The organism is Catonella sp. (assembly GCF_057250765.1).
Map to the genome: position 1 here is coordinate 1 of NZ_DBHIEC010000009.1, position 25587 is coordinate 25587.

The following is a 25587-nucleotide window of genomic DNA, read 5'->3' on the forward strand; positions in this document are numbered from 1 at the left end:
TTCTCTTGCAAGCAAGCTTGCATCGAATTTTTATACTTTTGACACTTGTATCATAAAATGGTAAAGAATTTATATTCTTTACCATTTTAATCCCTTTTATTAAATTATTCAATCAAGATTCTTGTTTAATTTTCCTCGCCCAAGGCTCATTTATAAACCTATTTACAAAAAGTCTCTCATCCTGTTATTTATACAGTTATTCGTATCTGATAATGATATGGGTCACTCATTTTTACTTCACATTCACTACCATCAAGCATACCGTCCATCACCGCCTTACGAAGTCTGTAATAATTCTCCACATCACCGTCTACCCAATACTGTGCGTGAATATCCTGAATCATTTCCCAAGACAGCTCTGTGTCTGTCCTTCCTGTTACCTGATTAACATGGTCACAAGGCATGCCATTTACAAAGAAATCTTCAAAGTATTGGTATATATCCTCTACTCCATTTAACGAACCCGCCTTATTCTCCTTGCCAAAGTCAAAAGCAAGTTTACTAAGTTCGTTAAAATCAGCTCCTTTAGCTAAGACATCAGTAATAAGCCTTGCAAACCTGCTCTCAGCATCTACAATCTGAGACTGAAGCCAGCCATGGATATTGCTTTCATCAATTACATCTTCAAGTTCAGGCAGCACTTTAGTATAAGCCTTACTCTCATCTATCCATCCCTGCTCTTTAGCTTTAAGTGCAACTCTTTCTGTCAGTTTTTCCTGATTTCTAATCTTGTCATATAGCCAGTAATGAATTGGTCCTAAAAACATACTCATATATATAATTTCTCCCTTCAGTATCTTTGGTTGACTTTATCTTTTCATTCTACTATAATTATAACATAAAATGCGTTGTCAATACAACATAAAAGAGGTTTTTATGAATTATTTTTTTCTGATGAATACCCCTTTATTCCATGGAGTAAGGGAGGATGAGATAGAACACCTGCTTTCCTGCCTTGGAGCTAGAGAAAAGACCTATCAAAAGAATGAAATCATATTTAGGGCAGGCAGCAGCGTCCACGAAATAGGCCTTGTGCAGTCAGGCAGCGTGAACATAGTTGTAAACTTTTACTGGGGAAACAGCAATATCTTCGGCCATGTAGAAACGGGAATGATATTTGCGGAAAACTATGCCGCCATTCCGGGAAAGGAACTTCTCTGTGATGTTGTAGCAGCGGAACCTTGTGAAATTCTCTTTCTTAATCTAACAAAGCTACTTACAACCTGTACCAGTGGCTGTTCATTCCATCAAAGGCTGATTCACAATCTCCTTCGCATCTCCGCAATGAAAAGCCTTAATCTCTCCTCAAGGATGATGCACACTGCTCCAAAATCCATACGTGACAAACTACTCTCCTACCTATCCGAGCAAGCAATGTTAAACAGCAATACCCATTTTGCCATTCCTTTTGACCGCCAGCAGCTAGCAGACTATCTGGGCGTAGACCGTAGTGCATTATCAAATGAACTAAGCAAGATGCAAAAAGATGGCCTTATTTCCTTTAAGAAAAATGAATTTACCCTGCACGAAACTTAATTGTGTGAAACATCAAGCAATCACTCTTGTTTTCCTGCATACATCAAAGAGGACTGCCACAATAGAGTTAGACAGCTAGTCTTTTATCCAATGTGGCAGTCCTTTGTTAATTTCGTTTATCTATTACTTCTGAAAATGCTCTTTTGCAAATTCCATATCCTGTACTACTTCTGTAGTTCCTACATATTTACCTGAGTTATCCCTGACGGCGATGTAGGATACCAGCATGGTACGTCCACCCTTTTCCATCCAGATCTGAACCTGGTCCCTTGCTCCACTCTTAAAGTCATCTAAGATTGATCGAACCATAGGCTCTATCTTAGGTGGGTGGCAGGAGTATACTTCTCTGTCAATCGCCATACCCGGGCGCTTAAATACCTTAGGTCCTTCATTGAAGTAGCGATTGATGTCGTTCTCATCTATAAAGGTAATTTCAACAGGAATAGTATTTAGAAGGGCGGTGAGCTGAGGAACAGTCATATGTCCTCCAGGCATAACTATCTCTCCTTCTACCTGTGGCTTTGCCGCAACCTTAGCATTCTCTGCTTCTTCCCAACGCTCATTCTTAACTCCAAAGCACTCTGCATAATCCTTAGAGTCACGGTAAATACCATACCACTCTTCAGTGGTAAAATTAACTGCACATATTGGAAAAAGGATGTTCTGCTCCTTATATATCATTTCTTCAGCACGCTTTAATACTTCATCCAGATGCACATTCCATTCAGGACTTCGCTCAGTTACCTTGGCTAGGCTTCCCAGTTCATCACGAATCTCATCATCCACTGTCCACATCACTGCTGAAGGTCCTGAAACTCCATATTTTACCTTAAGATGTGGATAGAGTAAGTCACCCTTCTTGGCATAGTGGATGGAAATCTCCCTTATCTTATTAAAGGTTTCCTCACTTCTGGTTTTCTTAAATTCCTCTAAAAGTACAGTAAGAGCGTCATTTTCCTTAGAAAATGTGTAGAGAGGATGTCCAACTGTCTGTGTAAGTGTCGCTGCCCTCTCATGCTTATCAGAATAGTCCTTTTTCGGGAAGGAATCACGCTTTGCAAGCTCCGCAGCAATCCTTTCCTTCATAAGCGAAGCCTCAACTGCCTTCTCTGCATTGGCAATCTTTTCTTCGGTGGTTGCTCCATGAAAAAGAGCTGAATGAATATCACATAGCTTCTGTATCTCTGAGATAGGCGTTCCCTCTTTGATAAGTTCCTGTTCAGCCCTCATTATCTCTGAGGCCTCTACTGAGGCGAAGTTCTTGACAAAGTCAGCTCTTACGCTCTCAAGGTCTTCTCCAGCACCAAGTCTCTTAAGATATCCCTTCAACTGCTCTGTACGGCTCTCAGGCTTTTCACCAGCCTCCTCTTTTCTCTCAGTCTCGCTCGTCTCCAAGGTGTTAGGGGATTCTTTTTCCACCTTACCACCCGCCATAGCAGGCATTTCACCTACAAGCTCAAAGCCATTTGACATAAGGGCAGAGACTACATCCATCATTGAAATACCCTTCATCTTGGCACCCTTTGGTATGGTAGTAATCCTTCCTACAGAATTTAACATAGCCTTCTTAGTAATCTCAGTAAAACCAAGACCATACATTATATCTGTAAGCTCAGGATACTCTGTTACTAATTCATAAACTGTTTTATTTAAATCTATTTTCTTTGACATCTCATTATCCTCCTGTTAATCATTATACTATATTACAACCACCAAAAGCATAATATATTTTGTGTTCTACTTGTTAAAGTATTTATTTTTTTTGGCTGCCTCATCGTAACTATATAATAACACAGGATTAAACTAAATTATGTTGTTTTAACAACAAATAATTAAAAATCATTATCACTTTGTTACTAGTGTGTTACTAGTAGAGAGAAACGCTAAGAAATGCAGACAAAGAAAAATCCCATAAAATCGGGATTTTGCCCAATTTTACGGGATGTAAAAATCGCTGTTTCTTATCTCTTAGAGAACTGAGGAGCCTTACGAGCTTTCTTAAGTCCGTATTTCTTTCTCTCCTTCATTCTTGAATCACGAGTAAGGAAGCCTGCCTTCTTAAGAGATGGACGATAGTCTGCATCTGCCTCAAGAAGAGCTCTTGATATACCATGACGGATAGCACCTGCCTGACCTGTAGTACCGCCACCACGTACAGTAACGAGCACGTCAAACTTCTCAACTGTCTCTGTAAGAGCAAGTGGCTGGCGTACTATAGTCTTTAAGGTCTCAAGACTAAAGTAGTCATTTATATCTCTCTTGTTTACTACAATCTTACCTGATCCTGCTACAAGATATACTCTTGCAACGCTGCTTTTTCTTCTTCCGGTTCCATAAAATTTAACAGTAGCCAATGTAATATCCTCCCTTCACTCTAATTAGTATCTGCTCTTGATCTCATAAACTTCAGGTTTCTGAGCTGTCTGTGCATATTCAGCACCAGCATATACGCGAAGCTTTGTGAGCATCTTATTACCAAGAGTTCCGTTTGGAAGCATGCCCTTTACTGCGTGAGTAATAGCATCTTCTGGCTTTGTGTTAAGGGTTTCCCTAAGAGTCTTCTGCTTAAGTCCACCAACATAATCACTATGACGATAGTAAATCTTCTGATCAAGCTTCTTACCGCTTACTTTAATGCCCTTTGCATTAATAACAATTACATAATCACCGGTATCTACAAAAGGTGTATATTCAGGCTTTCTCTTACCTCTTAAAAGGTTAGCCACTTCTGTTGCAAGGCGTCCAAGTGTCTGTCCCTCAGCATCGATTACATACCATTTCTTCTCAACGCTGTTAGGGTTAGCCATAAATGTCTTCATGGTTATTCCTCCCAAAAAATATTGTTAAAAGCACATTAAGGAGTATGTGCTGCGTTTTCTTTACTATGGCAGAAGAATATGTATTACTTAGATAGGATGTCCGGGCCTATCTGAATAATGGCATAATTATTCCGTCACAATTGTTTATTATACAGCTTAGTACTTTTATTGTCAAGTAAAATCTTTCATAATCGAGTCAACAATTTCTTCAACAGATAAATCATCAACGTCAACAATCCGGTCAGCTGTGCTCTCGTAAAGTACTCTTCTTGATGCTAATAATTCTTCTACCCTGCTTAGCTTATCTTCTCCCATAAGCAAAGGTCTACTCATATCCCCCTCCAGCCTTTTAATTACAGTTTCCGGACTAACCCTAAGATAAACTACCTTACCGGTTTTTTTTAACAGCTCACAGTTATCAGGCGATGAGACTATACCTCCACCTGTTGATATTACTTCATCTTTTGTAGTCGCAAGACTTCTAAGTGTGGCATTTTCAAGTGCCCTAAAGTGTGCCTCTCCTTTTTCTGCAAATATTGTACTTATCTTACAGTTTTCTTTACTTTCTATAAGTGCATCGGTATCCAAAAAACCCATATCACTTTTAGCGCTAAGGGCCATGCCTACAGTTGTTTTCCCAGAGCCCATAAAACCAATCAGTACAATATTCGTCATAATACCTTGTCTAACCTGTCTAAGATTTCTCTGACTTCATTTATTTCCATCTGTCCCGGAGCACTTTCATTGCCTATGCTTGCAAAGGTTATAGATGAACCTGTGAATTCTCCAAGAAGTCTTGTCACCCTTCCCATGCTTCCCATGGCTATGCTTATGATAGGCTTTGGATTAGGTCTTGTATAAGTAAGAATGGTAGCAGTCATTATTCTCATTACATCTTTTTTCTTGTGAGGCATAGTAGCAATCTTTAGAATATCGGCATTACAGTTGTCAATCACAGATAATCTGTACACAAGCTCTGCAGTATCAGGAGTACCTTCAAAGTCGTGATATGAACCGATTACCTTCACATCTGTAAAGCTGTGTATTTCATCAATTATATCTCTTGCCTTTAGCTTAAACGAAAAGATTTCAACATCAATAAGGTCGGTAATCCCTGCATTGGCAACTGAAAGAATGAGATCCTTATACTTCTCATTCTCTATCTCCTTACCACCCTCAAGCAAAGTTCTAAAGGTGTAGATTATAGGCATATCTCCTACTATTTCTCTCATTTCCGAAAGAATTTCATTGTGGAAGTCCTCGTCAAATTCTCTCTCAGTAAGCCTGTCTGCTCTCCATTCGATAAGATCAGCAGAATTTTCCACTGCCTTTTTAGCCTCTTTAAGAACCTCTTCCTTGCTTTTACCCATAACAAGTACGCAGATTTTAGGCTTTCCCTCACCAATAGTCAAGTTTCTTACAGTTACATCCATAGTCGGTTCTCCTTTCTGCTAAAAGAACATGCTTTTCACTTCCTCAATCGGCATATCTTTACCTGTATAAAGCTTAAAAGCATATACGCCCTGCCACAACAGCATACCTTTTCCATCTATGCAGATACAGCCCGCTTCTTTTGCCTCTCTTAAAAGTCTCGTCTCTAGCGGATTGTAGACCACATCAGCTACAACCAGTTCTTTCTTAAATGCAGACTTATCCCTAATCACAGACTCATCACCTCGCGGCTTCATCCCCACCACAGTTGCATTTACAAAGATATCAGCTTCCTTTATCTTTTCTGTAAACAACGAGCCATCTTCGATATCATAGATATTGATATCAGCTCCCAGTACTTCTTTTTTTATCTTTTCAATAGTTTCAAGCATCCTATCAAAGTTCTGACTTTTTTTATTGAAAATGCTAATAGTCCCGGCTCCGTCAAGTGCAAGCTGAACTATAATCGCAGTAGCAGCCCCACCTGCACCTGCAACCACAAGCTTCTTGCCCTTCACATCCACTCCATGCGCCTCAAGGTTCTTAATGAAGCCTACACCGTCAGTATTGTAACCAATAAGCCTCCCATCCTCATTGACTACTGTATTTACAGCACCTATAAGGGCTGCTGCGGGAGAGAGCTCATCTATGTATGAAATCACATCATTCTTACAGGGCATGGTGAGATTGAAACCTCGCATCTTATAAAGCCTCGCTGCAGAAACTGCTTCCTTAAGCCCTGCTTTATCTATGTCTATGGCTACATAAACATAGTCAAGCCCAAGCCTCTTAAAGCTATAGTTGTACATTGCAGGCGAACCTGAATGTGCTACAGGCGAGCCAAACAAGGCAAGTAATCCCGTATGTCCCGTAATTTCCATTTTAGTTTGAAACCTTTCTATGCTTTTCATAGGCTCTTAGCACAATTTTCTCAAGAAATCTTTTAAGAACTATCTGTATCTCCTCATGCTTGTCTATGGGGTTTAGCAAAATATTCTTAAGCCCCGCCTTTTTAGCTCCCCAGATATCTGTAAAAAGCTGGTCTCCTATGAAGAGAGTATTGTCTTTATTTGTTCCCATCATCCTGACTGCCTTGATGTAATTAGCTTTACCCGGCTTTCCTGCCTTATAAATATAGAGAGAACGAATATTTTCATTGAATCTTTTCACTCTCTCTAACTTATTATTGGAAAGCAAACAGGTCTTAAATCCCATTCGTTTAAGCTCATTAAACAGCCTTTCAATCCCCTCTGTTGCAGGTGCACCGTGGGGAACGAGGGTGTTATCTATATCAAATATCAGTCCTCTAATGCCCTTTCTGTAGAGGCTGTCAAAATCAACCTCGTATATCGATTTTTGCCTCTCATCAGGATAAAACTTCTCTAATAATTTCATCATACCAGTTTAATATTCTCATTCGACTGTTCAGCCTGTTCAAATGTATCTAAGATTTCCTGACCGTACTCTCCAAGATTGATTTCAAGTAAATCTACATCCTCAAAGGTAATCTCAGTCGAATCCTCTATCGAGAGCAGATACTCCAAGAGTGTATCCATATCAGTAATACTATCCTCATCCAAGTTAAAAACCCCTTCAAGATATGAGTGAGCCATTGCCTTCGTAGCCATCTCTCCACAGTCTATAACGATCTCTTCCATCTTAATACTCTCCTTCTTGAAACATTATACACGGATACCTCTTCCATCGGAACACAATTTTCCGGTATCCTATTACCGGATACAGATGTCAAAGAATTACATTTCTTAAAAAAATCCTACTTCACATATGTGTACCTTTGACACTTGTCCCATTACATAATTTATGCCACAATCAGCTATACTTGTCAATAAGAATTACGCTAATATTATACCATCTTTTTCAATTACAATCACTCTCTCTTTATAGAGTCTTCCGATTGCTCTCTTAAATGCCGCCTTGCTGAGGTTGAATTCTTCCTTTATCTCCTGTGCACTACTCTTATCCTGATAAGGTAGGCTGCCACCCGCCTGCTTTAGTTTATCAAGTATAATGGCTGCGTCTGCATCCATCTGTACATAAGCTTTCTGCCTGAGTGAAAGGTCAAGCTTTCCATCCTCTTTTACCTCCAGTACTCTCGCCTCTATCTCCTCACCCGGCTTTAGCTCATAGTGCAGCTCCTTTTTAGGAACAAGGGCTGAATACTTGTCGTCTACCGCAACATAGGCTCCAAACTGTTCATGCACCTGATAAACAGTTCCCTTTACCATATCATCCTTTTGGTAAGGAGGCAAAAGCGAGAGTCTTGAATAAAGGTCCATGGTTGCGCAAAGCCTGTCACTAAGGTCAATGTACACCGTTACAAGTATCTCATCCCCAGACTTTATCTCATAAATCTGCTCCTTAAAAGGAAGGAGCAAATCCTTTGGAAGCCCCCAGTCAAGAAAGGCACCTATTTTATTTACTTCCTTTACCTTTAGCTTCTTTATTTCGCCTATTTTAATATTAGGTACAAGCCTTGTGGCTATCATCCTGTCTTCAGAATCTTTATACAGAAATACCTCAATCTCCGCGCCAACCTTCATATCCTCAGTCACCTGATTCTTAGGGAGAAGCACCTCATCTTCCAAAGCTCTGTTCTTATCATCTTTTTTCTCTATATCAGTTAAAAATAAGCCAAAATCCGTCTTCTTAACTGCCACCAGTGTCTGTGTATAACCTAATCTCATTTCCTACCCTCTCTATCTAATTTCAAATTCTACCTTCGCAAAAGTTTCTCCATTTTCACTGTCAAGGGAAACATATACCTTTTTATTGTCATCATCATAATAATAAGTTGTAAGCACTATCTCATCAAGTACAGCCGCTTTTTTATACTCCACCCTGATTTGTATAAGCCTGTCTATCTCAAATCTCTCAGGTAAAAAGTCAAGAGCCATCCTTACATACTCTCTATTATTCATATGGATGTTTGAATCAAGGTGAGACTCTCTGACCTTAAAGGAATCTCCCTTTATTTCCCTGCTCGCAGAGAATGGTATGGTTATCTTCCTATCAGCCTTTTCCATAGGGAACTCTTCATCTATCTCAAATCCTGTTCCTTCTGCCTGTTCGTATTTTACAGGCTTACCCTTAGTTGTGTCTACATAAAACCAAACTGAATTAGCATAAGCACATACTTCTTTATTTTCATCGTAAATGATGAAATTCCTGAGTCCGTAGAAGCCCTTTATCTCATAAGCTCTTGTTTCAACTTCAATCTTTTCATCTATCCTTGGCCTCCTGTTTATAACAATCTGCCATGAAGTAAGAAACCAGGCTCTGTGTAAGCCGATTAATTTATCCTTATATAAGCCTATGCTATTGCTGTGAAAATTAGAACAATCCTGAAAATAGCTTATCAGCTGGGGTATAGACAGCTTGTTATCCTTATCTGTTTCGCTGAATCTTACAGTACTCTTAAATGTATACATTGTCGGCTTCCTCCATTTCTATGATACTGTCAACCAGTCCGGAATTTCTTTTCATCTCACTTTCATTTTGAATCATTTCGTTTACAGAGTTCTCGCTTCCTACAATTGTAACACATTTTCTCGCTCTTGTAACAGCTGTATACAAAAGATTTCTGTTAAGCAGAGGTCTTGGGGCATTGAGAAGCGGAATAATTACTGCAGGATACTCACTTCCCTGCGACTTGTGTATGGTGATTGCGTATGCAAGCTCCAGTTCTTCGAGGGTTGCCCCCGTGTATTCTACCTGCTTTCCTTCATCAAACTCTACAGTAACAGTGCCTGCAAATTCGTTTATTTCCCTTATGATTCCACAGTCTCCGTTAAATACTCCACTTCCTTCCTTGATAGTAAGTCCTTTTTTAGTAACTATCTTCCATTCTATCTGATAGTCATTTTTTATCTGCATCACCTTGTCATTTTCACGAAAAATCACTTCTCCCCACTGTTTCTCCCTTTTATTAGGTGCAGGTGGATTGATGTATAGTTGGAGAATTTTGTTTAGATTTTCTACTCCAAGTTCACCCTTTCTTGATGGTGTAAGCACCTGAATATCATACTTAGTGGCATCAACATAAGGAGGAAGCTTCTCTGCAATAAGGCTCACCAAAGCTCTTTGTATCTGAAGAGAACTATTCATACTGAGCATAAAGAAATCTTTGCTTTTGTTGTCAAGCCTTATGCTCTGGCCTGCATTTATCTTATGAGCGTTGGTGATGATATCACTTTCTGCTGCCTGCCTGAAGATCTCGTTCAGCCTGACAACATTGAACTTCTCAGAACCAATTATATCCTTTAAGACATTGCCAGGCCCCACACTTGGAAGCTGGTTCACATCCCCGACAAGTATCAGTCTGGTTCCTACAGTTACCGCCTTAAGAAGGGAATACATAAGATAGATATCTACCATCGACATCTCATCTATTATTATCACATCAGCTTCAAGAGGATTAAGCTCATTCCTCTCAAAGCGCATTGAGCCTCCCTCTTCAGGATTGCCGTTTAGCTCTAAAAGCCTGTGTATGGTCTGTGCTTCCATTCCTGTGGTTTCAGTCATCCTTTTAGCCGCTCTTCCTGTGGGTGCAGCCAATAATATTTCCATATTTTGCATCTCAAAGAGCTTGATTATTGCATTGATGGTAGTAGTCTTGCCGGTTCCCGGTCCTCCAGTGATTATAACAAGCCCGCTTTCTACAGCCTCATATACAGCCTTTCTCTGCAAGTCTCCAAGTTTAATCCCTGTCTTTGCCTCAACCTCCTTAACCTTAGCCTCCATAACCTTATAATTATTTTCACTCTTGGCATTTAAATCTAGGAGCTTTCTGGCAACTGTAAGTTCCATATAGTAAAGGTTGTTATTATAGACTCTTCTCTCCTCTTTTACTTCCTTTAATACTATCTTTCTCTCTATTGTAAGCTCGTATATATCACTTTCAAATTCAGCCTCTGAAATACCCAAAAGCCTCTTTGATTCTTCATATAAATCCTCGTACAAAAGATAGGTATGTCCGTTAGAAGCCGCCGTACTAAGCGCGAATGAAATGCCGGCTTTCATCCTCATAGATGATTCGGGAGAAAAACCCATCCTAAGAGCTATCTCATCTGCTGTCTTAAAGCCCACTCCAGCTATGTCGTCTGCAAGTCTGTATGGATTCTCTCGCACTATCTTCATTACCTTAATGCCGTATTCCTTGTATATCTTCATGGCGAGGGCATTGGAAACCCCATATTGGTTAAGGAAAATCATAGCATTACGAAATTCTTTCTTTTCTTCAAACTGACTCCCTATTTCAATTGCTTTCTTTTCAGTAATCCCCTTAATCTCTGCAAGTCTCTCGGGTTCTCTCTCTATAATATTAAAGGTTTCATCCCCGAACTTTTTAACTATTTTCGCAGAGAGGGCAGGTCCTACACCCTTAATTATGCCTGAGCCAAGGTACTTTTCCATGGCTACAGATGTCTCAGGCTCCTTTATCTCATAAGAGGCCACAGTAAACTGAATACCATACTGCTTATGCTCAACAAAGCTTCCCTCCGCTATAATCTGATCCCCCTCAGTTATATCCGAAAAGTAGCCTGTACACACTACATCATCACCTTCTACACTTATATTTACCACAGTGTAGCCATTTTCAGCGTTCCTATACACAACCTTTTCTACAAACCCATTAATAGTTTCTTTTTCCAATGCTACAATCTCCTACAGCTAACAAGCCTGCATACAGCTTTACCCGTATGCAGGCGTTAATTTTAATATATTTATTTTTCGGAAATACTCTCACCCGCAACCGCAGATGTAGTATTTCTTTTCATTGACTCATAAAGCATCTTTGCTATGCCTAAATCAGTATTCTCAGTAAGCAATTCCGCCTTATCTTTGATGAAGCTGTCCTTAAACATAGACATATACTCATTATCGTTATCTTGGTCAGCTCCTTCTATATGTGAAATCTCTTCCATCTTTGCCATAACCTGCTCAACCATATAAGCTTCAAAGGACTTGCAGGCCTTCATAAGTTCCTCATCATCCGTTGTGCTTTCTGCCTTTTTAACGGAATCGGTAAGTTTCTTAGTAGTCATGCCTGTGGCTGTATTTTCCATAAGTCCGTTGTAATAGTTATTATTTATAGAAAGGAAATCCATTCTTACCTCCTAAGATTGTTAGCCTGCTCAAGCATCTCGTCAGATGCTGTGATTGCCTTAGAGTTAAGCTGGTAAGCACGCTGGGTAACTATCATATTTACCATCTCATCAGCAGCAGATACATTAGAACCCTCAAGATAACCTGTCTTTATAAGGCTTTTGTTAAGTCCTTTATCTGTATCTTCGCTTCTTGCCTCGCCTGAAGCAGGAGTTACGTAGTAAAGGCTGCCGCCGCTTCTGTTAAGTCCGGCAGGATTGTTGAACTGAAAGAGAGCTATCTTACCCAGGTTCTCATATTTTGTGGTATTTGCCTCTTTATCATCCACTCTATATAGTACATTACCGCTTAAATCAACGCTTATTGCATTTGGGTCAGCCTTGCTGTCTATTTTAATAGGGGTACCCGCTGTACTAAGAACAGGATTGCCGTCTGTATTGGTAAGCTCCCATCCGTCAGATACTGCTGAGAGGTTAAAGTGACCGTTTCTGGTGTAGGCAGTCTTTCCTGCTATTTTAACTGCAAAAAAACCGTTTCCCTGAATGAAGAGGTCGTATTTCTCTCCTGTATCAAGGGCTGCACCCTGTGTGAACTTGGCAGTAACGGATGCATTACGCACACCAAGTCCTACCTGTACTCCGATAGGCTTAGGATTACCCTCACTGTCAGTTGACTTTGTTTTAATCTGTTGATACAACAAAGACTTAAATTCCATACTCTGAGTCTTAAATCCTGTTGTGTTTATATTTGATATATTGTTAGAAATAGTATCTAAGTTTACCTGCTGCGCCATCATTCCTGATGCAGCACTCCATAAAGATCTAAGCATAATAGTCTCCTCTTACTTAGCTAACTCTACCCACTGAGTTAACTGCGCTATCCATAATTGAATCTGAACTTTGAATCATTTTCTGTCCGGCTTCATACGCCCTTGTTATAGTTATCAGATTGACCATCTCACGAACTGAGTTTACATTGGACTGCTCTATATATCCCTGTAAGACCTGTGCCTCAGCTTCCTTCTCTGTAGCTCCTGCCACAGTCTGATAAAGGTTATCACCGAATTTTTCAATGTAGTCGTAGTTTTCAAAATCAACTACTTTCACCTTGTCTATAACCTGATTATTTACAGAAACCGTTCCGTCTACACCTATGGAAATATCTTCAGAATCAAGTGGCACCTGTAATACTCCGCTCTCTGTTCTAAGCTGATTGCCATATACATCTGTCACATGACCGTCTTTTGTAAGTCTGAAGTTTCCATCTCTGGTATACTTTGTTGATTCATTTCCATTCTTATCCACAAATCTAACTGCGAAAAACCCTTCACCTGAAAGTGCAAGGTCATATTTCCCGGCAGTCTCTCTAAGCGCCCCCTGTGAGTAGTCGGTAAATACTTCACCAATCTTCACTCCAAGGCTCATCTGTCCTATAGCGTGATCATTGTAAGCTTCCGATACATCCCTGATTTTTATCCCCAAAACTTTATCAAATGACTGACTTGAAGTACTTTCCATCTTGTATCCTGCAGTTGTCGCGTTCGCAAGATTATTGGTCATTATATCCAGTCTTCTCTGTTCATTGATCATGCCGGTGTAGGCTGTATAAAGGCTTCTTAGCATTTAAGTTCCTCCATAAATTCGGATAAATTTTCTTCATCTGGATATATCGGCAATATGAAACTATTTCTTAACCCTTATTATTCTTTAAATCCATTTGTATTACTTAAAAATTCCACAAACTTTCCTGTACCAATGGCTACGCAGTTCATAGGATTCTCAGCAGTTACTGTATTTATGCCTGTTTTAGCCTCAAGGAGTTGCTCCATACCCCAAAGAAGAGCACCGCCTCCTGTAAGCACTATTCCTCTGTCTGCGATATCAGCAGCAAGTTCAGGCGGAGTCTTCTCAAGCACCTGGTGTACGGAATCCACAATCTGCTTGCAAGGAAGCTCTAAGGCTTCAAGAGTCTCATCAGAGGTAACTGTGATTGTATTTGGAAGTCCTGTAAGCAGATTTCTTCCCCTTACATCGAGGGTAACAAGTTCAGGACGCTTAAATGCAGAACCAATCTTTATCTTAATCTCTTCCGCAGTCATCTCACCAATGAGAAGGCTGTGCTTCTTACGCATATATTTGATAATAGCATCATCGAAGTCATCGCCCGCTATTTTCACTGATGCACTTACAACTGAGCCTCCAAGCGAAATAACCGCTACATCACTGGTACCACCGCCGATATCAACTATCATATTGCCACAAGGCTTTGATATGTCAATACCCGCTCCAATAGCTGCTGCAATAGGCTCTTCTATAATGGCAACTTCTCTAGCGCCTGCGTTATAAGTAGCCTCCTCAACCGCACGCTTCTCAACTTCAGTTGCAGCAGAAGGAATACATACACTTATTCTGGGCTTTCTGAAAAATCTCTTGCCGCCCGCTTTCTGAATGAAATACTTCATCATCTTCTCAGTTACATCATAATCAGATATAACACCCTGTCTAAGAGGACGAATAGCCATAATATTGCCCGGAGTCCTACCAAGCATAAACCTTGCTTCCTCACCTATAGCCTTTACCTTCTTGGTATCTCTGTCTATAGCCACAACTGAAGGCTCTTTAAGTACAACTCCCTTACCCTTTATATAAACCAATACACTTGCTGTTCCTAAGTCAATTCCGATATCACTACCCAACATAAACAAGACTCCTTTCCTATCTCAAACAATCTATCTTCCAACAAATATCATTAATTCTCAATTTAAGGTCACACTTAACTATTATACCCTCTATTCACAAAAAAAGATAGTAGAAATTTCAGTTTATTCTTTATGTGAATTTGTGAAAATTTGAAACCCGTCTAAGAATATAGTATAATGCCAGAGAAAGTAAAATAAAGGGGAGAACCTATGGAAGATAAAAACACTCTCGTCCTGTTTAAGAGCCTTAAACTCACCAGAAGCCTGATAAATATCAGCTTTTTTATAATTTTCCTTGTACTTCTTTTTTGGGGAAATTACAATCCAGCCGCTGCCTTCACCCTTATATTCTACAATGCTCTCCACTGGCTGCTTTTATCAAACCTTAAAAGTAAGTATAAGCCAAAGAAAGAAAGCGATAACGACATAATTGAATTAACCGTACTGAAGTTTACCTTTACAGCAGGAATTCTTCTTCATCTGGTACTTTGCTACGGCTTTCTCTACAAGCTTCCAATCAAGATTGCAGCTCTACGCCCTCTCCCTTTGGCTCTAACATTGGCTATTATTACATTTCGTTTCATTTCTTATATTTTCATCAAGATGAAGATAAACAAAAGGTAGGTCATCAATTTGCCCTACCTTCATTTCTTCTTTCTGCTTCTTCTTTTGAGTAAACACAGCCACAATAGTCCTGTCTGTAAAGCCCATATTCTCTAGAGAGCTGTACTGACCTGTGATATCCGCCTTTTTTCTTAAAATCCGAATAAAGATAAGGAATATCATATTTCTCTCCAAATCTTTCTCCAAGCGAGTTGAGCCAGTCTGCATTCTTATGAGGGCTTATGGAAAGAGTTGTTGTATAATAATCCGCTCCGTACTCCTTAGCTGCCCTAGCCGCTTCCTCCATACGAAGTTCATAGCAGCGGTAGCATCTTGCCCCGCCCTCAGGCAGGTCCTCCTTGCCCTTTGCTATTTCATAGAACTTCTCAGGCTCATATGCTCCACTTACCAGTTTTACCTCATGCTTAAGAGGCATCTCTTCTATCAGCCTGCCTAGCTCCTGTATGCGGGTTTCATACTCTTCTTTAGTATCAATATTAGGATTGTAAAAGTAAATTGTAATATTAAAATACTTACTCAAATACTCCAAAGTATAACTGCTGCAGGGTGCACAGCAGGCGTGTAGAAAGAGGGCAGGAACCCTGCCCTCTCTAGTAAACTCTTCTATTTTTTCATCTAAAAGCTTTTGATAATTGACTTTATTCAATGTCTTCTCCTATCAGTACATTACAGCTTCAAACTGCTTGGGCTTAATCCCACTTACCTGACTTGATGGTTTCTTCCAGAATCTCCTTTGCATAGGAGCAGGACTTCTCTACTGAACCTTCTTCAAAAGGACTTGATACATTGGCGTATTTGAGGGTTTCAAGATAGCTAAGGCTTCCTCCCACCTTACAAAGCTTAAGATAGTCTTCCCAAGCCTTTTCCTTATCTTCAGCGTATTTCTTCTTAAACTCCATCGCTCCCATAGTAGTTAAAGTATAATTGATATAGTACATAGGCTCTTGGAAAATATGCAGCTTATGATACCAATAACCGCCTCTATTCATAAACTCATCTGATTCATCATATTTTCTCCAAGGCATATATTTTTCTTCAAGCTTATGCCACTCATAGGTTCTTTCCTTAGGAGTAAGCTCAGGCTTTTCATAACAGATATGCTGGAACTCATCTACCGCAACCCCAAAAGGCACGAAGGTAATGGCATCCTGTAAATGCTGGAAACGGTACTTATCTGCATCCTTTCCAAAAAATCTCTCTGCATAAGGATAAGCAAACTGCTCCATACTCATTGAGTGGATTTCCGCTATGTCTGTAGACTCTGAGTAATACTCTGATATAGGCTGGTTTCTCATAGCCATATAGCCTGCAAAAGCATGGCCCAACTCGTGTGTAAGAACCAGCATGTCAAATATGGTTCCGTTAAAGCAGGAGAATACAAATGGTGCCTTAAGAGGTGCAAGGCTTGTCATATAACCTGTGGATGCCTTATTAGGCTTATTTTTAAGGTCTAAGAGCTCGTGCTCCATCATAAAGTCGATGAATTCCGCAGTTTCAGGGCTTAGCTCGTGATACATCTTCTTAGCTTCTTCCATCATGAAGTCATCATCACCTGCAGGTACAGCATTTCCATCCGCAAACGCCATTTTTTCATCATAGCTGTAAAGGGTATCTACACCTATACGCTTAGCCTGAGCACCATAGAGTTCCATGCAAAGCGGCACAAGATAGTCTTCTACCTGTTTTCTAAAAGCTTCAACTTCCTTTACTCCATAATCAGTTCTGCCCTGTCTGAGGTAGCCTAGAGGAATGAAGTTCTCAAAGCCAAGGTTTCTTCCCATCTCATTTCTAAGCTTAATAAGTTCATCCCATATTTCTTCAAGACGCTTTTCATTGTCATGATAAAAGTCAGAATAAGCCTGAAAAGCAGCCTTCCTTACATCTCTGTCCTCATGCTCGAAATACTTTTGTATTCCGTAGAGATTAAGTTCTTTTCCGTCAAACTTAATCTTGCAGGAAGCCATCATCTTCTGATATTCGCTCGTGAGCTTAGCCTCTTCCTGCAAAAGAGGGATGTTTTTCTCTGAAAAACGCTTCTTTTCAAGCTCTATGCTTGCAAAGAACTGCTTGCCAAATTTGGTCTCAAAGTCAGCTCTGTACTTACTTTCATTTAATGCTTCTCCACTTTCAACACTTATTGGCCCAAAGGTAGGGAACTGTGCGTTAAACACTTCGTGCTCCTCTTCGTAGAACTTATCTGAGGTATCTAAAGTATGTCTGATATAGACAAGGGTATACATCATCATAAGATGATTGATTTCATTTTCTGACTCAGTATAGGCAGACAAGGCAGCTGTGAAGCTATCTGCCTCCCTTCCCTTTTTAATATATGACTTCAAGTTCTCTTTCACCTGTTCAAAATCAGGGCGTACATATTCGAGTTCACTAAATTTCCAATTTTCTCTCATAGCGTATCACCTTTCCGGTTTATTTTATTCTATTGTATAACAAGCCGGAGGAATTTTAAAGCCTTCAGATATATAAAAATACAATTAGCTCTCTGCTCTCCCCCTCACCTTGAACGAAATCATCATCACTCCTATGCTTATTGCTGCAAAAAAGATAAGAGAGTGGATGAGAGGGGCGAAGTTATAATCTCTTCCCATCCAGAAATCTATGTATCCATTACTAAAGTGAGTGAATGGAAATAGTTTGCTAATATTTTGAAGCTCCAAAGGAAGGTCTTTAAGCCTAATTCCCATCATTCCTCCCAGAGCCATAATGGTAAAATATATAGCCATAACCAAAGCGTAGGTAATTCCAAATCTTCTGATTATATTTGCTATTCCATGTGCAAGGGCGATACAAAATCCTGACATTATGTAGATGGTTACAACCCAGATAAGCACTGCCAAAGGTCTTGGAGATGCAACCGTGACAAAGCATAGAGTTCCTATAAGATATAAAGCAAAACAAAAAGTTAAGAACACATAGTTAGCTATCAACTTGCCCATAAACAGCCTGGTTCCCGACATTCCGAAAAGACTTAGCCTCACAGGGACATCCTTTTCAAGCTCATTTGAAAATGTGGCTGCATAGCCAAGAAACATGGTGGAAAGTGGAATTATCATTGACATACCTATTAAGAGGCCCGCGGTCAGTTCAGGTTTTAATTTACTCGGAACATCATTTAAGGCTCCCTTTGATATGATTACCATAAGGAAGATAGGAAAGATTGCTCCAAAAAAGAAGGAGTAGCCATTGTACAGGTTGCTTAGAACCTCATATTTTACAAGATAAAACATCGATTTTTTCATCTTTTTCCTCCTCTATAATACACAGCCTTAGCATTAATCGTCATTAGTTCTATATCATTGTTGCTCCTTCTGTAGTTTACATTCACACTACTAAGAGCTTTAGAGATTGCAATTTCATCCTCTGCTTCATCACATCTAAGGGCTATCATACCTTCAGGGGCTACTATCTGCCTGTGATTTTTTGCGATTTCTTTTGTAACACTGTTTTCTTCACATAAGATAACTGCCTTGCCACAGTATTTTCTAAACAAGTCGTCTTTATTGCCAAAGTCGATAACCTTGCCACAGTCAAGATAAAGGATTTTATTCACCAGATGCTCAAGTTCTTCATAATAATGAGAAGTCACAAGCAAGGTTGTATTTCTTTCCTTATACCACTGTACCAACTTTTTCATCAGCTTCTGTCTGGTCTCAAAGTCAAGACCTGAGGTAACCTCGTCAAGTAGGGTGATAGGACTTTCTGCACACATCACCAAAATCAGAGTAAATCTCTGTTTTTGTCCTCCCGATAACTGCTTCCACCTTTTATTAAGGCAGGGTTCAAATTCAAAGAAGTCTATCATTTCAAGAATCTTCTTATTATTCTTTATACGCCCTCCTATCAGCATTTCCAGAATAATTCTTAGAGGAACTGTATCTATGTATTCATTCTGCTGCATATGAACAGCTATCTTGTCTGCCTCTATCCCCCTTTTTATGCTCCCCTGATAATTGACTATACCAAGTATACTCTTTATAAGGGTTGTCTTTCCTGCTCCATTGCTTCCGATAACCCCAACTCTGTCATTATCAGCTATCTCTATGGTTCGTCCAAGGTCAAGGGCAACCTTATCCTTAAAACTCACCTTCACTCTATCCAATGTTAACATAACGGCTCTTCCTTTCTTTTTATGGTAAAAGCAACCTTATCTCCTGTGTTTTCACAGGTTAAAATGAAGCCTGATAGTTCTGCAAAATACTTTGCCACATAGAGTCCAAGGCCATGGCCTGCTTCACTCTTTCCCCCTGTCACAAAGGCTTCAAATAATGAATCTTTGATGTCCTCATCTATATGAGCAGGCTGATTCGTAACTTCTATTCTTTCATTTGAAATCAAAATACAAATCTCTCCTGCTTCTTCGGTATATTTAGCTGCATTTCCGATGAGATTTGCAAGAATCTGTTCTAGTATGTTAGGATCACAGTACCAATCAGCCTCTCCCACACAGCTTGTCTTTATATTCTTAACTTCTGTCATAGTCCTTACTGAGTTTAGAGCCTGATTCGCCATTTCTTCTACAGATACATTTACCGGTGTGATGTTGTCCGCTATATGATTAATCCTTAGTATCTCATCAGTCATCTGCCTGATAACTGTAAGCTGCTTCTTAACTTCAGGCAAATACTTATCCCTATCAGAAAATTTCCCGAAATTCTCTATCATGCCGTCAGTAAGCAGAGTAGCAGCAGTCACCGGTGTTTTAAGCTGATGCGAAAATGCCCTCATAAATATCTCTTTTCTTTCGCCCTCTTTATTAAGCTTATCGTATGCCTCTTCCTGAGATTTGTACAAAAGATTGAGAGAGTTGGCAAGTCCCGCTATTTCATCACTTCCTTTTACAACTATAGGCTCTATATATCCCTTGCTTCCCCTTCTGTTGTCAGCGTCCTGCAAAAGCAGGGTAATAGGCTTTACTATGTTTTTGGAATAGAGGCCTGAGGTTATGAAGATAAGGAGAAGGAGTACAGGGATGATTACAGGAAGCAGGCTAAATATAACAGGTATAATATCTGTTACTGAAGGTGAAACCGCCGCAGCCATCTCAATCAAATAGTATTTTTCTCCCTTGTTTACCCCTAAAAATGTAGTATAATCTATCTTATTCACCTCATCCCTAACACTGCTTTCAACAATGAAGGATGAGCCTCCAAGGCTGTTAAACTTGGCATTTTCTTCTGAAAAATCCGTAGAATTGTTGTTGTACTCAAGGTCAACCTTCATTATATCATTCCCAGCAAAACTATCTTTATCAAACTTATCCTTGAACTTTTCAATTATCTTTTCAAAATCTTTTCCATAGTCCTCTATCTTATTTTTATCAATCCCCTCACCTATATTCTTAAAGCCTTCCCTTAGCTTATCTAGCATCTTTCTTAAGTCTTTGTCTTTAATTTCTATCCTCCCCTTCATAGAATTGTTGGAAAGCTCTATAACATAGCCATCTATCGGTATCTTTATCCCGATACTTTTAGTAGGAATGCCCTTTGCAGAATTTCCTTCACTTTCTATGAAGCTTATAAAGGACTTCTTAAAGTCATCATAATTAGCCTCTTTTTTATATGAAGTATAAAGAGAAGGCAGCATAAGTAGGAGATATCCTATGATGAATACTCCTACAGCACAGCCGAGGACTATGCTGTATAATAAGTTTTTATTTGCAAGCTTCATTTAATCCTCCTTCCACCTGTACCCTATACCTATGACAGTATCTATGACATTTACAGGAAGTTTCTTTCTCAAATTCTTTATATGAGCATCTATTATCCTGTCATTTCCTATGTAATCCTCATTAAAGATACTTAGTATTAACTGTTCCCTTGATAAAACCTGATTAGGTAAGTCGTGAAGTGTCTTTAGGAGTAGGAATTCACTCACTGTAAGACTCAGGTCTTTCCCTTCAAAATAAGCCCTGTAGGCCTTATCATCTATAACGAGTGAAGTTTCTTTCATACTGCTCTCACTCTTTATTCTTCTAAGTAGCACATCTATCCTTTTAAGAAGAATAATAGGTGAAGCTGGCTTGGTTATATAGTCATCCGCAAAGAAGTTAAAGGCTTCAACCTGAGTATTTATATCCTCATAAGCCGTAAGCATAATTACTCCCATATCTGACTTAAGCTCATTCCTTATATATTCAAGCACCTTAAGCCCGCTTATTCCCGGTACCTTTATATCAAGGACAGCCAAATCAAAGTTCTTTTCTTTGAGTCTCTCCACTGCCTCATCTCCACTGCCGCACTCTGTCACCTTATGCCCTGCTACATTCATATATTCCGCAATTACTTCTCGTATTGTTACTTCATCTTCCAAGAATAATATTTCCGCCATATCGTCTCTCCTCTTTCTTTATGACTGCATTGTAACACAGTGATATGAATTCCATATGAAGTTCATGTGCTTTTTTTGTATAATTTTATATGAGAGAGTCTTTATGTGATAGGTAATTTCTTAGAAATTTCCTGTCACATAAAAAATCCTGCCATCAGGCTTTCACACCCAAAGTCAGGATTTGCATAACTAAATACAAAACGGTGCCTACAACAAAACAATTATTGCAAGCACCATCAATACAACTTTGTTATATTTACTTAAATTCCCATTTAGAGCAGACAAGAATCAGAATTATGTTTTTGATTATTCTTTATCCTTGCCAAAAATATTTTTAACGCCATCAATAGCGCCCTCTACCGCACCTTTAGCATTCTCTGCTACTTCTTTAACACTCTCAGAAGCATTCTCTGCTACTTCTTTAACCTTTGATGCTGCTTTCTCAGCCGCACCTTCTGCTTCTGTTTTAGCATCCCCTACCAATTTACCAAAGCCTTCTTTTACAGCACCCTTAGCCTGATCAAGCTTATCTTCTACTGACATAACAAACCTCCTTTTTAGTTTAACTAGTTACAATAACCATTATACACTACTTGATATGGAAAATCAAATTTCATTTTTTTCTTTATTTCTTTAACTTATCTACAACCACATCCAAGGCTTTATCCAGCTGGTTATCATATTTTCTTTCGTACTTTCCGTTTTTAGTTGCATCTTTACTAAGCTCAACCACTACGTCAGGCTCAATACCTGTTCCGTGGATATTTACACCATTTGGAGTATAGTACTTTGATACAGTTACCTTCATAGCTGTACCGTCTCCAAAGGGAACTATGGACTGAACTATACCTTTACCAAAGGTTCTTGTTCCCACCAAAGTAGCCGCATCATAGTCCTTCATAGCACCTGAGAATACCTCAGAAGCGGAAGCAGAATTCCCATTTACAAGGATGGCAACCGGCTTGTCAAAACTATCGTTGTCAGTGGCATCCTCATCAACTCTGTTTCCATTTTTATCAACGGTATATACAAGAAGTCCTTTTTTAATCATCCTGTCAAGCATCTCACAGGTCACATCAAGAAGTCCGCCCGGATTGTCTCTAAGGTCAATCACAAGTCCTTCCATTCCTTCCTTACTTAGCTCAGATATCGCATTCTTAAACTGTGAAGCCGTAACCTCATCAAATTCAGAAACAGATATATAGCCTATCTTCTTGCCGCTTCTGTCTTCCATCCTGTAATTAACGGTGTCTACCTCAAGCTTCTTTCTTTCCAGGTTAAACTCGATTTCCTTACCATCTCTAAGGACCGTTACCTTGACAAAGGTACCTTCTTCGCCCTTTATCATAGACACTACCTTAGAGAGCTCAAGACCTTCAATCTTCTTTCCTTCTACCTTGTAGATAACATCTCCCGGCTTCATCCCTTCCTTTTCGCCAGATCCCTTCTTAAAGGTCTTCACTATGGTGATGGCACCTGTGGTCACATTCTGGCTGACTGCTACTCCTATACCGCTGTAGGTACCGCTTGAAGAGGAGGTAAACTGCTTGTATTCTTCAGAATTGTAATATACCGTATAAGGGTCTCCAAGACTGTCAACCATTCCCTTGTAGATTCCATCCTTCATTTTGTCGTTATCTATTCCATTAAGATAATAATCATCGATGGTATTGTATATTTCTTCCTCTTTATCAGTCACCTTATTCCAATCAATAGCAGCTCCTGAGACCTTACCTGACTTTTCAGCTCCAGTCTCCTCAGAAGAAATGGTTGACATCTTCTTTACTGTATCAAAGAGCAGCATTCTCACATTACGGTTTTGAAATGCGAGGTCTACCAATCCCACAGCTAACAACACCATCACAATCATTCCAATGAATACGCCTAAAAAAAACTTTTTATTATCTTTCATCCGTCATCTCCATTACATAAGCCAAACATTACGGTGATACATATTTAAGAGGATTCACATAAGCTCCGTTTATCTTTACACTAAAGTGAAGATGTGGTCCCGTAGACATACCTGTGCTACCAACAAGTGCTATAGTTTCTCCTCTACTAACCTCCTGTCCTACAGACACAAGAAGCTTTGAAGCATGCATATAAACAGTATATACCCCTCCTCCATGGTCAATAATTACATGATTTCCCATAGAATAGTGGTATCCCGCTCCTATTACCCTGCCTGCTTTGGCAGCGATGATAGGCGTTCCTGCATTTACCGCTATATCAATCCCGTTGTGGAAGGTCCCTGAGCCAAACATTACCTCACTCCTGTATCCAAAACCGGAAGTAATACGTGTGCTGTAAGGCATAGGCCATATCATACCGGATGCAGATGCCTTGCCGGTTACAATCTGTCCGGTTTGATTAGACTGATTGGCAAGCCTTGCGGCTGCTTCTCTTGCCTCTCTTTCCCTTCTCTCTCTGTCAGCTTTCTCAGCAGCTGCAATAAGCTTGTCTATGTACTGCTCTTTTTTATCTATTTCAAGATCATATTCACTTACTTTATTTCCTGCTTCCTTTATGAGGGCCGCAAACTTTTCTATCTGAACTCCCTTTGCCTCTGCAAGCCTTTCATTCTCAGCCTTTTTTACTTCAAGTTCGGATAGTGTCATATTTAACTCTGCAAGCTTTTCCTCTTTCTCTACCTTCTTTTCCTTAGCTATCCTCTTAGCCTCTTTGTATCTGTCAAGAAGGGTGTTGTCATAGTCTGATATCTTTGCCATATACTCACCCTGGTTAAGAAGGTCTTCAACAGACTTAGCACCAAGAATAATATCAAGATAATCAGATTCTCCGTTTTCATACATATATCTGATTCTTTTCTTCATTATATCGTACTGGTCTTTTTCGACCTTTTCGGCCGCCTTTATCTCTACTTCCACCTTGGCTATGGTCTTCTCCATCTTGTCTATCCTGGTATTATAATCAGATATATTTAATTCTATAACTTCCTTCTTTTCATCCAACTTCTTTATGGCATCTTCAATCTCAACTTTTTGTGCTTTTAACTTCTCTATCCTCTCAGCTTCTTTTGCCCTCTTTTTCTCAAGCTTTCTTTTCTGTGCCTTCTGCTCTTTAATAGTATCAGCCATAGGAGTGGCAATATTCCCACCAAATGAAGCAGTAAGTGCAAAAATCAGTGAGAATAAAACTGCCTTCTTTTTATACATCTATATGCCTCCTAACCGTAAAGAAACTTCCTACAAAGCCTATACCCACACCAATTGCAAGTGAAAGCGGTACAAGTACCGCAAACTCCTCTTTAATATCAATGAAGACAAGTACGTTAACGAGGGCATTGAACCTCTCAGTAAGTACATCAACTACCCTCTCATAGATGAAGTAAAGCAGAATAAGTGGCAATGCCGCACCTACAACACCCATGATTACACCTTCAATTATAAATGGAGCGCTTATAAAGAAATCTGTAGCGCCTACCATCCTCATAATGAAGATTTCTTCTTTTCTTACTGATATACCCATGGCTATAGTCGTACTTATAAGGAAAATAGCGACCGAGAGAAGAAGTCCAATGATAGTTACCGATATAATTCCAACAAGAGAATTAATAGCAGTAAAACCGGAAACTGTGCTGCCACTGCTGTTGACCTTCCTCACTCCATCAAGAAAACTTATATAATTAACTATCTCCGCCTGATTCTCAATTTTTTTCACAAACACAGTATATGAATCGCTTCCTGCAAGTGGGTTGTCATTACCAAAAGTTTCCACAAGCTCAGGTTTTAGCGAAGTCTCTTTATACCGTTTCCAGGCCTCATCAGCCGATACATACTTAACTTCCCTTACTTCCTTCCTAGCCTCTATCTTAGCTCCTATTTCTTTCTTTTTGGCATCTGAGATGCCGTCTTCAAAAAAAACCGTAATCCCCACGCCTCCCTCTGCAGATTTCATTATGTTTTCTACATTGGTTACAATAAAGAAAAACAGACCAAAAAGAAATAGGCAGGCGACTATGGTACCCACAGATGCTAAAGAAAACAT

Annotated in this window: 28 protein-coding genes; 2 read left to right on the forward strand and 26 right to left on the reverse strand. The window is 39.6% G+C overall.

Going from position 1 to position 25587, the window contains the following annotated elements; genetic code table 11:
- Positions 1 to 188: 188 nt before the first annotated feature.
- On the reverse strand, positions 189 to 773 hold the full coding sequence (locus tag ACO6HM_RS05990; protein ID WP_485390224.1) for a hypothetical protein: 585 nt from the start codon (positions 771 to 773) through the stop codon (positions 189 to 191).
- A 103-nt stretch (positions 774 to 876) separates the two neighbouring features.
- Here ACO6HM_RS05990 and ACO6HM_RS05995 point away from each other — a divergent pair, with 103 nt between their 5' ends.
- On the forward strand, positions 877 to 1536 hold the full coding sequence (locus tag ACO6HM_RS05995; protein WP_485390225.1) for a Crp/Fnr family transcriptional regulator: 660 nt from the start codon (positions 877 to 879) through the stop codon (positions 1534 to 1536).
- 123 nt (positions 1537 to 1659) lie between these two features.
- Here ACO6HM_RS05995 and ACO6HM_RS06000 read toward each other — a convergent pair whose 3' ends face one another.
- The 15 genes from ACO6HM_RS06000 to mreB form a co-directional block, all read right to left on the reverse strand.
- Positions 1660 to 3207, reverse strand: a complete 1548-nt coding sequence (locus ACO6HM_RS06000; protein WP_485390226.1) for a DUF438 domain-containing protein — start codon at positions 3205 to 3207, stop codon at positions 1660 to 1662.
- 290 nt (positions 3208 to 3497) lie between these two features.
- Complete coding sequence (rpsI, locus tag ACO6HM_RS06005; protein ID WP_485390227.1) at positions 3498 to 3890, reverse strand: 30S ribosomal protein S9; 393 nt, start codon at positions 3888 to 3890, stop codon at positions 3498 to 3500.
- 24 nt (positions 3891 to 3914) lie between these two features.
- Positions 3915 to 4355, reverse strand: a complete 441-nt coding sequence (rplM, locus tag ACO6HM_RS06010) for a 50S ribosomal protein L13 (protein ID WP_208428352.1) — start codon at positions 4353 to 4355, stop codon at positions 3915 to 3917.
- A 171-nt stretch (positions 4356 to 4526) separates the two neighbouring features.
- Positions 4527 to 5030: a shikimate kinase gene (locus tag ACO6HM_RS06015; RefSeq protein WP_485390228.1), complete on the reverse strand. Its 504-nt coding sequence runs from the start codon at positions 5028 to 5030 to the stop codon at positions 4527 to 4529.
- Positions 5027 to 5788, reverse strand: a complete 762-nt coding sequence (aroD, locus tag ACO6HM_RS06020) for a type I 3-dehydroquinate dehydratase (protein ID WP_208428350.1) — start codon at positions 5786 to 5788, stop codon at positions 5027 to 5029. Before aroD ends, ACO6HM_RS06015 begins: the two co-directional genes overlap by 4 nt.
- 18 nt (positions 5789 to 5806) lie before the next feature.
- The gene (locus ACO6HM_RS06025; protein WP_485390229.1) at positions 5807 to 6667 is read right to left on the reverse strand and encodes a shikimate dehydrogenase; all 861 of its coding nucleotides are present in this window, start codon (positions 6665 to 6667) and stop codon (positions 5807 to 5809) included.
- Between the two features lies 1 nt (position 6668).
- On the reverse strand, positions 6669 to 7184 hold the full coding sequence (locus ACO6HM_RS06030; RefSeq protein WP_485390230.1) for a YqeG family HAD IIIA-type phosphatase: 516 nt from the start codon (positions 7182 to 7184) through the stop codon (positions 6669 to 6671).
- Positions 7181 to 7444, reverse strand: coding sequence for a barstar family protein (locus ACO6HM_RS06035; RefSeq protein ID WP_485390231.1), 264 nt, complete (start codon positions 7442 to 7444; stop codon positions 7181 to 7183). Before ACO6HM_RS06035 ends, ACO6HM_RS06030 begins: the two co-directional genes overlap by 4 nt.
- Positions 7445 to 7639: 195 nt before the next feature.
- Positions 7640 to 8491, reverse strand: coding sequence for a CvfB family protein (locus tag ACO6HM_RS06040; RefSeq protein ID WP_485390232.1), 852 nt, complete (start codon positions 8489 to 8491; stop codon positions 7640 to 7642).
- A gap of 12 nt (positions 8492 to 8503) precedes the next feature.
- Positions 8504 to 9235, reverse strand: coding sequence for an acyl-[acyl-carrier-protein] thioesterase (locus ACO6HM_RS06045; protein ID WP_485390233.1), 732 nt, complete (start codon positions 9233 to 9235; stop codon positions 8504 to 8506).
- The gene (gene recD2, locus ACO6HM_RS06050; RefSeq protein WP_485390234.1) at positions 9222 to 11459 is read right to left on the reverse strand and encodes an SF1B family DNA helicase RecD2; all 2238 of its coding nucleotides are present in this window, start codon (positions 11457 to 11459) and stop codon (positions 9222 to 9224) included. The genes ACO6HM_RS06045 and recD2 overlap by 14 nt, the downstream gene beginning before the upstream one ends.
- Before the next feature lie 71 nt (positions 11460 to 11530).
- A complete protein-coding gene (locus tag ACO6HM_RS06055; protein ID WP_485390235.1) occupies positions 11531 to 11914 on the reverse strand; it encodes a hypothetical protein in 384 nt (127 codons plus the stop codon).
- Positions 11915 to 11916: 2 nt separating this feature from the next.
- Positions 11917 to 12741, reverse strand: a complete 825-nt coding sequence (locus ACO6HM_RS06060) for a flagellar hook-basal body protein (RefSeq protein ID WP_485390236.1) — start codon at positions 12739 to 12741, stop codon at positions 11917 to 11919.
- A gap of 16 nt (positions 12742 to 12757) precedes the next feature.
- Positions 12758 to 13534: a flagellar hook-basal body protein gene (locus ACO6HM_RS06065; RefSeq protein ID WP_485390237.1), complete on the reverse strand. Its 777-nt coding sequence runs from the start codon at positions 13532 to 13534 to the stop codon at positions 12758 to 12760.
- A 77-nt stretch (positions 13535 to 13611) separates the two neighbouring features.
- Positions 13612 to 14610: a rod shape-determining protein MreB gene (gene mreB, locus ACO6HM_RS06070; protein WP_485390238.1), complete on the reverse strand. Its 999-nt coding sequence runs from the start codon at positions 14608 to 14610 to the stop codon at positions 13612 to 13614.
- Between the two features lie 210 nt (positions 14611 to 14820).
- Between mreB and ACO6HM_RS06075 the strand changes: the two genes are divergently transcribed.
- On the forward strand, positions 14821 to 15234 hold the full coding sequence (locus ACO6HM_RS06075) for a hypothetical protein (protein ID WP_485390239.1): 414 nt from the start codon (positions 14821 to 14823) through the stop codon (positions 15232 to 15234).
- Positions 15235 to 15238: 4 nt separating this feature from the next.
- On the opposite strand, the gene ACO6HM_RS06080 is transcribed toward ACO6HM_RS06075, so the two are convergent.
- From ACO6HM_RS06080 to ACO6HM_RS06125, 10 genes are all read right to left on the reverse strand, one after another.
- Positions 15239 to 15880: an epoxyqueuosine reductase QueH gene (locus ACO6HM_RS06080; protein WP_485390240.1), complete on the reverse strand. Its 642-nt coding sequence runs from the start codon at positions 15878 to 15880 to the stop codon at positions 15239 to 15241.
- A gap of 43 nt (positions 15881 to 15923) precedes the next feature.
- Positions 15924 to 17642 (reverse strand): M3 family oligoendopeptidase, encoded by a 1719-nt coding sequence (locus ACO6HM_RS06085; protein WP_485390241.1) that lies wholly within the window; start codon positions 17640 to 17642, stop codon positions 15924 to 15926.
- 84 nt (positions 17643 to 17726) lie between these two features.
- Positions 17727 to 18491, reverse strand: a complete 765-nt coding sequence (locus ACO6HM_RS06090; protein ID WP_485390242.1) for an ABC transporter permease — start codon at positions 18489 to 18491, stop codon at positions 17727 to 17729.
- Positions 18488 to 19360, reverse strand: a complete 873-nt coding sequence (locus ACO6HM_RS06095) for an ATP-binding cassette domain-containing protein (RefSeq protein WP_485390243.1) — start codon at positions 19358 to 19360, stop codon at positions 18488 to 18490. The genes ACO6HM_RS06090 and ACO6HM_RS06095 overlap by 4 nt, the downstream gene beginning before the upstream one ends.
- Positions 19354 to 20919, reverse strand: coding sequence for a sensor histidine kinase (locus tag ACO6HM_RS06100; RefSeq protein WP_485390244.1), 1566 nt, complete (start codon positions 20917 to 20919; stop codon positions 19354 to 19356). The genes ACO6HM_RS06095 and ACO6HM_RS06100 overlap by 7 nt, the downstream gene beginning before the upstream one ends.
- On the reverse strand, positions 20920 to 21579 hold the full coding sequence (locus ACO6HM_RS06105; RefSeq protein ID WP_485390245.1) for a response regulator transcription factor: 660 nt from the start codon (positions 21577 to 21579) through the stop codon (positions 20920 to 20922).
- A gap of 306 nt (positions 21580 to 21885) precedes the next feature.
- Positions 21886 to 22122 (reverse strand): CsbD family protein, encoded by a 237-nt coding sequence (locus tag ACO6HM_RS06110; protein ID WP_485390246.1) that lies wholly within the window; start codon positions 22120 to 22122, stop codon positions 21886 to 21888.
- Positions 22123 to 22204: 82 nt separating this feature from the next.
- Positions 22205 to 23491: a S41 family peptidase gene (locus ACO6HM_RS06115; RefSeq protein WP_485390247.1), complete on the reverse strand. Its 1287-nt coding sequence runs from the start codon at positions 23489 to 23491 to the stop codon at positions 22205 to 22207.
- Positions 23492 to 23519: 28 nt separating this feature from the next.
- The gene (locus tag ACO6HM_RS06120) at positions 23520 to 24755 is read right to left on the reverse strand and encodes a murein hydrolase activator EnvC family protein (protein ID WP_485390248.1); all 1236 of its coding nucleotides are present in this window, start codon (positions 24753 to 24755) and stop codon (positions 23520 to 23522) included.
- The gene (locus tag ACO6HM_RS06125) at positions 24748 to 25587 is read right to left on the reverse strand and encodes a permease-like cell division protein FtsX (RefSeq protein WP_485390249.1); all 840 of its coding nucleotides are present in this window, start codon (positions 25585 to 25587) and stop codon (positions 24748 to 24750) included. Before ACO6HM_RS06125 ends, ACO6HM_RS06120 begins: the two co-directional genes overlap by 8 nt.

Bases quoted from the DNA above. Each gene is read 5' to 3' on its own strand.
- ACO6HM_RS05990 (WP_485390224.1), bottom strand. From the start codon at position 773: ATGAGTATGTTTTTAGGACCAATTCATTACTGGCTATATGACAAGATT.
- ACO6HM_RS05995 (WP_485390225.1), top strand. From the start codon at position 877: ATGAATTATTTTTTTCTGATGAATACCCCTTTATTCCATGGAGTAAGG.
- ACO6HM_RS06000 (WP_485390226.1), bottom strand. From the start codon at position 3,207: ATGTCAAAGAAAATAGATTTAAATAAAACAGTTTATGAATTAGTAACA.
- rplM (WP_208428352.1), bottom strand. From the start codon at position 4,355: ATGAAGACATTTATGGCTAACCCTAACAGCGTTGAGAAGAAATGGTAT.
- ACO6HM_RS06015 (WP_485390228.1), bottom strand. From the start codon at position 5,030: ATGACGAATATTGTACTGATTGGTTTTATGGGCTCTGGGAAAACAACT.
- aroD (WP_208428350.1), bottom strand. From the start codon at position 5,788: ATGGATGTAACTGTAAGAAACTTGACTATTGGTGAGGGAAAGCCTAAA.
- ACO6HM_RS06025 (WP_485390229.1), bottom strand. From the start codon at position 6,667: ATGGAAATTACGGGACATACGGGATTACTTGCCTTGTTTGGCTCGCCT.
- ACO6HM_RS06030 (WP_485390230.1), bottom strand. From the start codon at position 7,184: ATGATGAAATTATTAGAGAAGTTTTATCCTGATGAGAGGCAAAAATCG.
- ACO6HM_RS06035 (WP_485390231.1), bottom strand. From the start codon at position 7,444: ATGGAAGAGATCGTTATAGACTGTGGAGAGATGGCTACGAAGGCAATG.
- ACO6HM_RS06040 (WP_485390232.1), bottom strand. From the start codon at position 8,491: ATGAGATTAGGTTATACACAGACACTGGTGGCAGTTAAGAAGACGGAT.
- ACO6HM_RS06045 (WP_485390233.1), bottom strand. From the start codon at position 9,235: ATGTATACATTTAAGAGTACTGTAAGATTCAGCGAAACAGATAAGGAT.
- ACO6HM_RS06055 (WP_485390235.1), bottom strand. From the start codon at position 11,914: ATGGATTTCCTTTCTATAAATAATAACTATTACAACGGACTTATGGAA.
- ACO6HM_RS06060 (WP_485390236.1), bottom strand. From the start codon at position 12,741: ATGCTTAGATCTTTATGGAGTGCTGCATCAGGAATGATGGCGCAGCAG.
- ACO6HM_RS06065 (WP_485390237.1), bottom strand. From the start codon at position 13,534: ATGCTAAGAAGCCTTTATACAGCCTACACCGGCATGATCAATGAACAG.
- mreB (WP_485390238.1), bottom strand. From the start codon at position 14,610: ATGTTGGGTAGTGATATCGGAATTGACTTAGGAACAGCAAGTGTATTG.
- ACO6HM_RS06075 (WP_485390239.1), top strand. From the start codon at position 14,821: ATGGAAGATAAAAACACTCTCGTCCTGTTTAAGAGCCTTAAACTCACC.
- ACO6HM_RS06085 (WP_485390241.1), bottom strand. From the start codon at position 17,642: ATGAGAGAAAATTGGAAATTTAGTGAACTCGAATATGTACGCCCTGAT.
- ACO6HM_RS06090 (WP_485390242.1), bottom strand. From the start codon at position 18,491: ATGAAAAAATCGATGTTTTATCTTGTAAAATATGAGGTTCTAAGCAAC.
- ACO6HM_RS06095 (WP_485390243.1), bottom strand. From the start codon at position 19,360: ATGTTAACATTGGATAGAGTGAAGGTGAGTTTTAAGGATAAGGTTGCC.
- ACO6HM_RS06100 (WP_485390244.1), bottom strand. From the start codon at position 20,919: ATGAAGCTTGCAAATAAAAACTTATTATACAGCATAGTCCTCGGCTGT.
- ACO6HM_RS06105 (WP_485390245.1), bottom strand. From the start codon at position 21,579: ATGGCGGAAATATTATTCTTGGAAGATGAAGTAACAATACGAGAAGTA.
- ACO6HM_RS06110 (WP_485390246.1), bottom strand. From the start codon at position 22,122: ATGTCAGTAGAAGATAAGCTTGATCAGGCTAAGGGTGCTGTAAAAGAA.
- ACO6HM_RS06115 (WP_485390247.1), bottom strand. From the start codon at position 23,491: ATGAAAGATAATAAAAAGTTTTTTTTAGGCGTATTCATTGGAATGATT.
- ACO6HM_RS06120 (WP_485390248.1), bottom strand. From the start codon at position 24,755: ATGTATAAAAAGAAGGCAGTTTTATTCTCACTGATTTTTGCACTTACT.
- ACO6HM_RS06125 (WP_485390249.1), bottom strand. From the start codon at position 25,587: ATGTTTTCTTTAGCATCTGTGGGTACCATAGTCGCCTGCCTATTTCTT.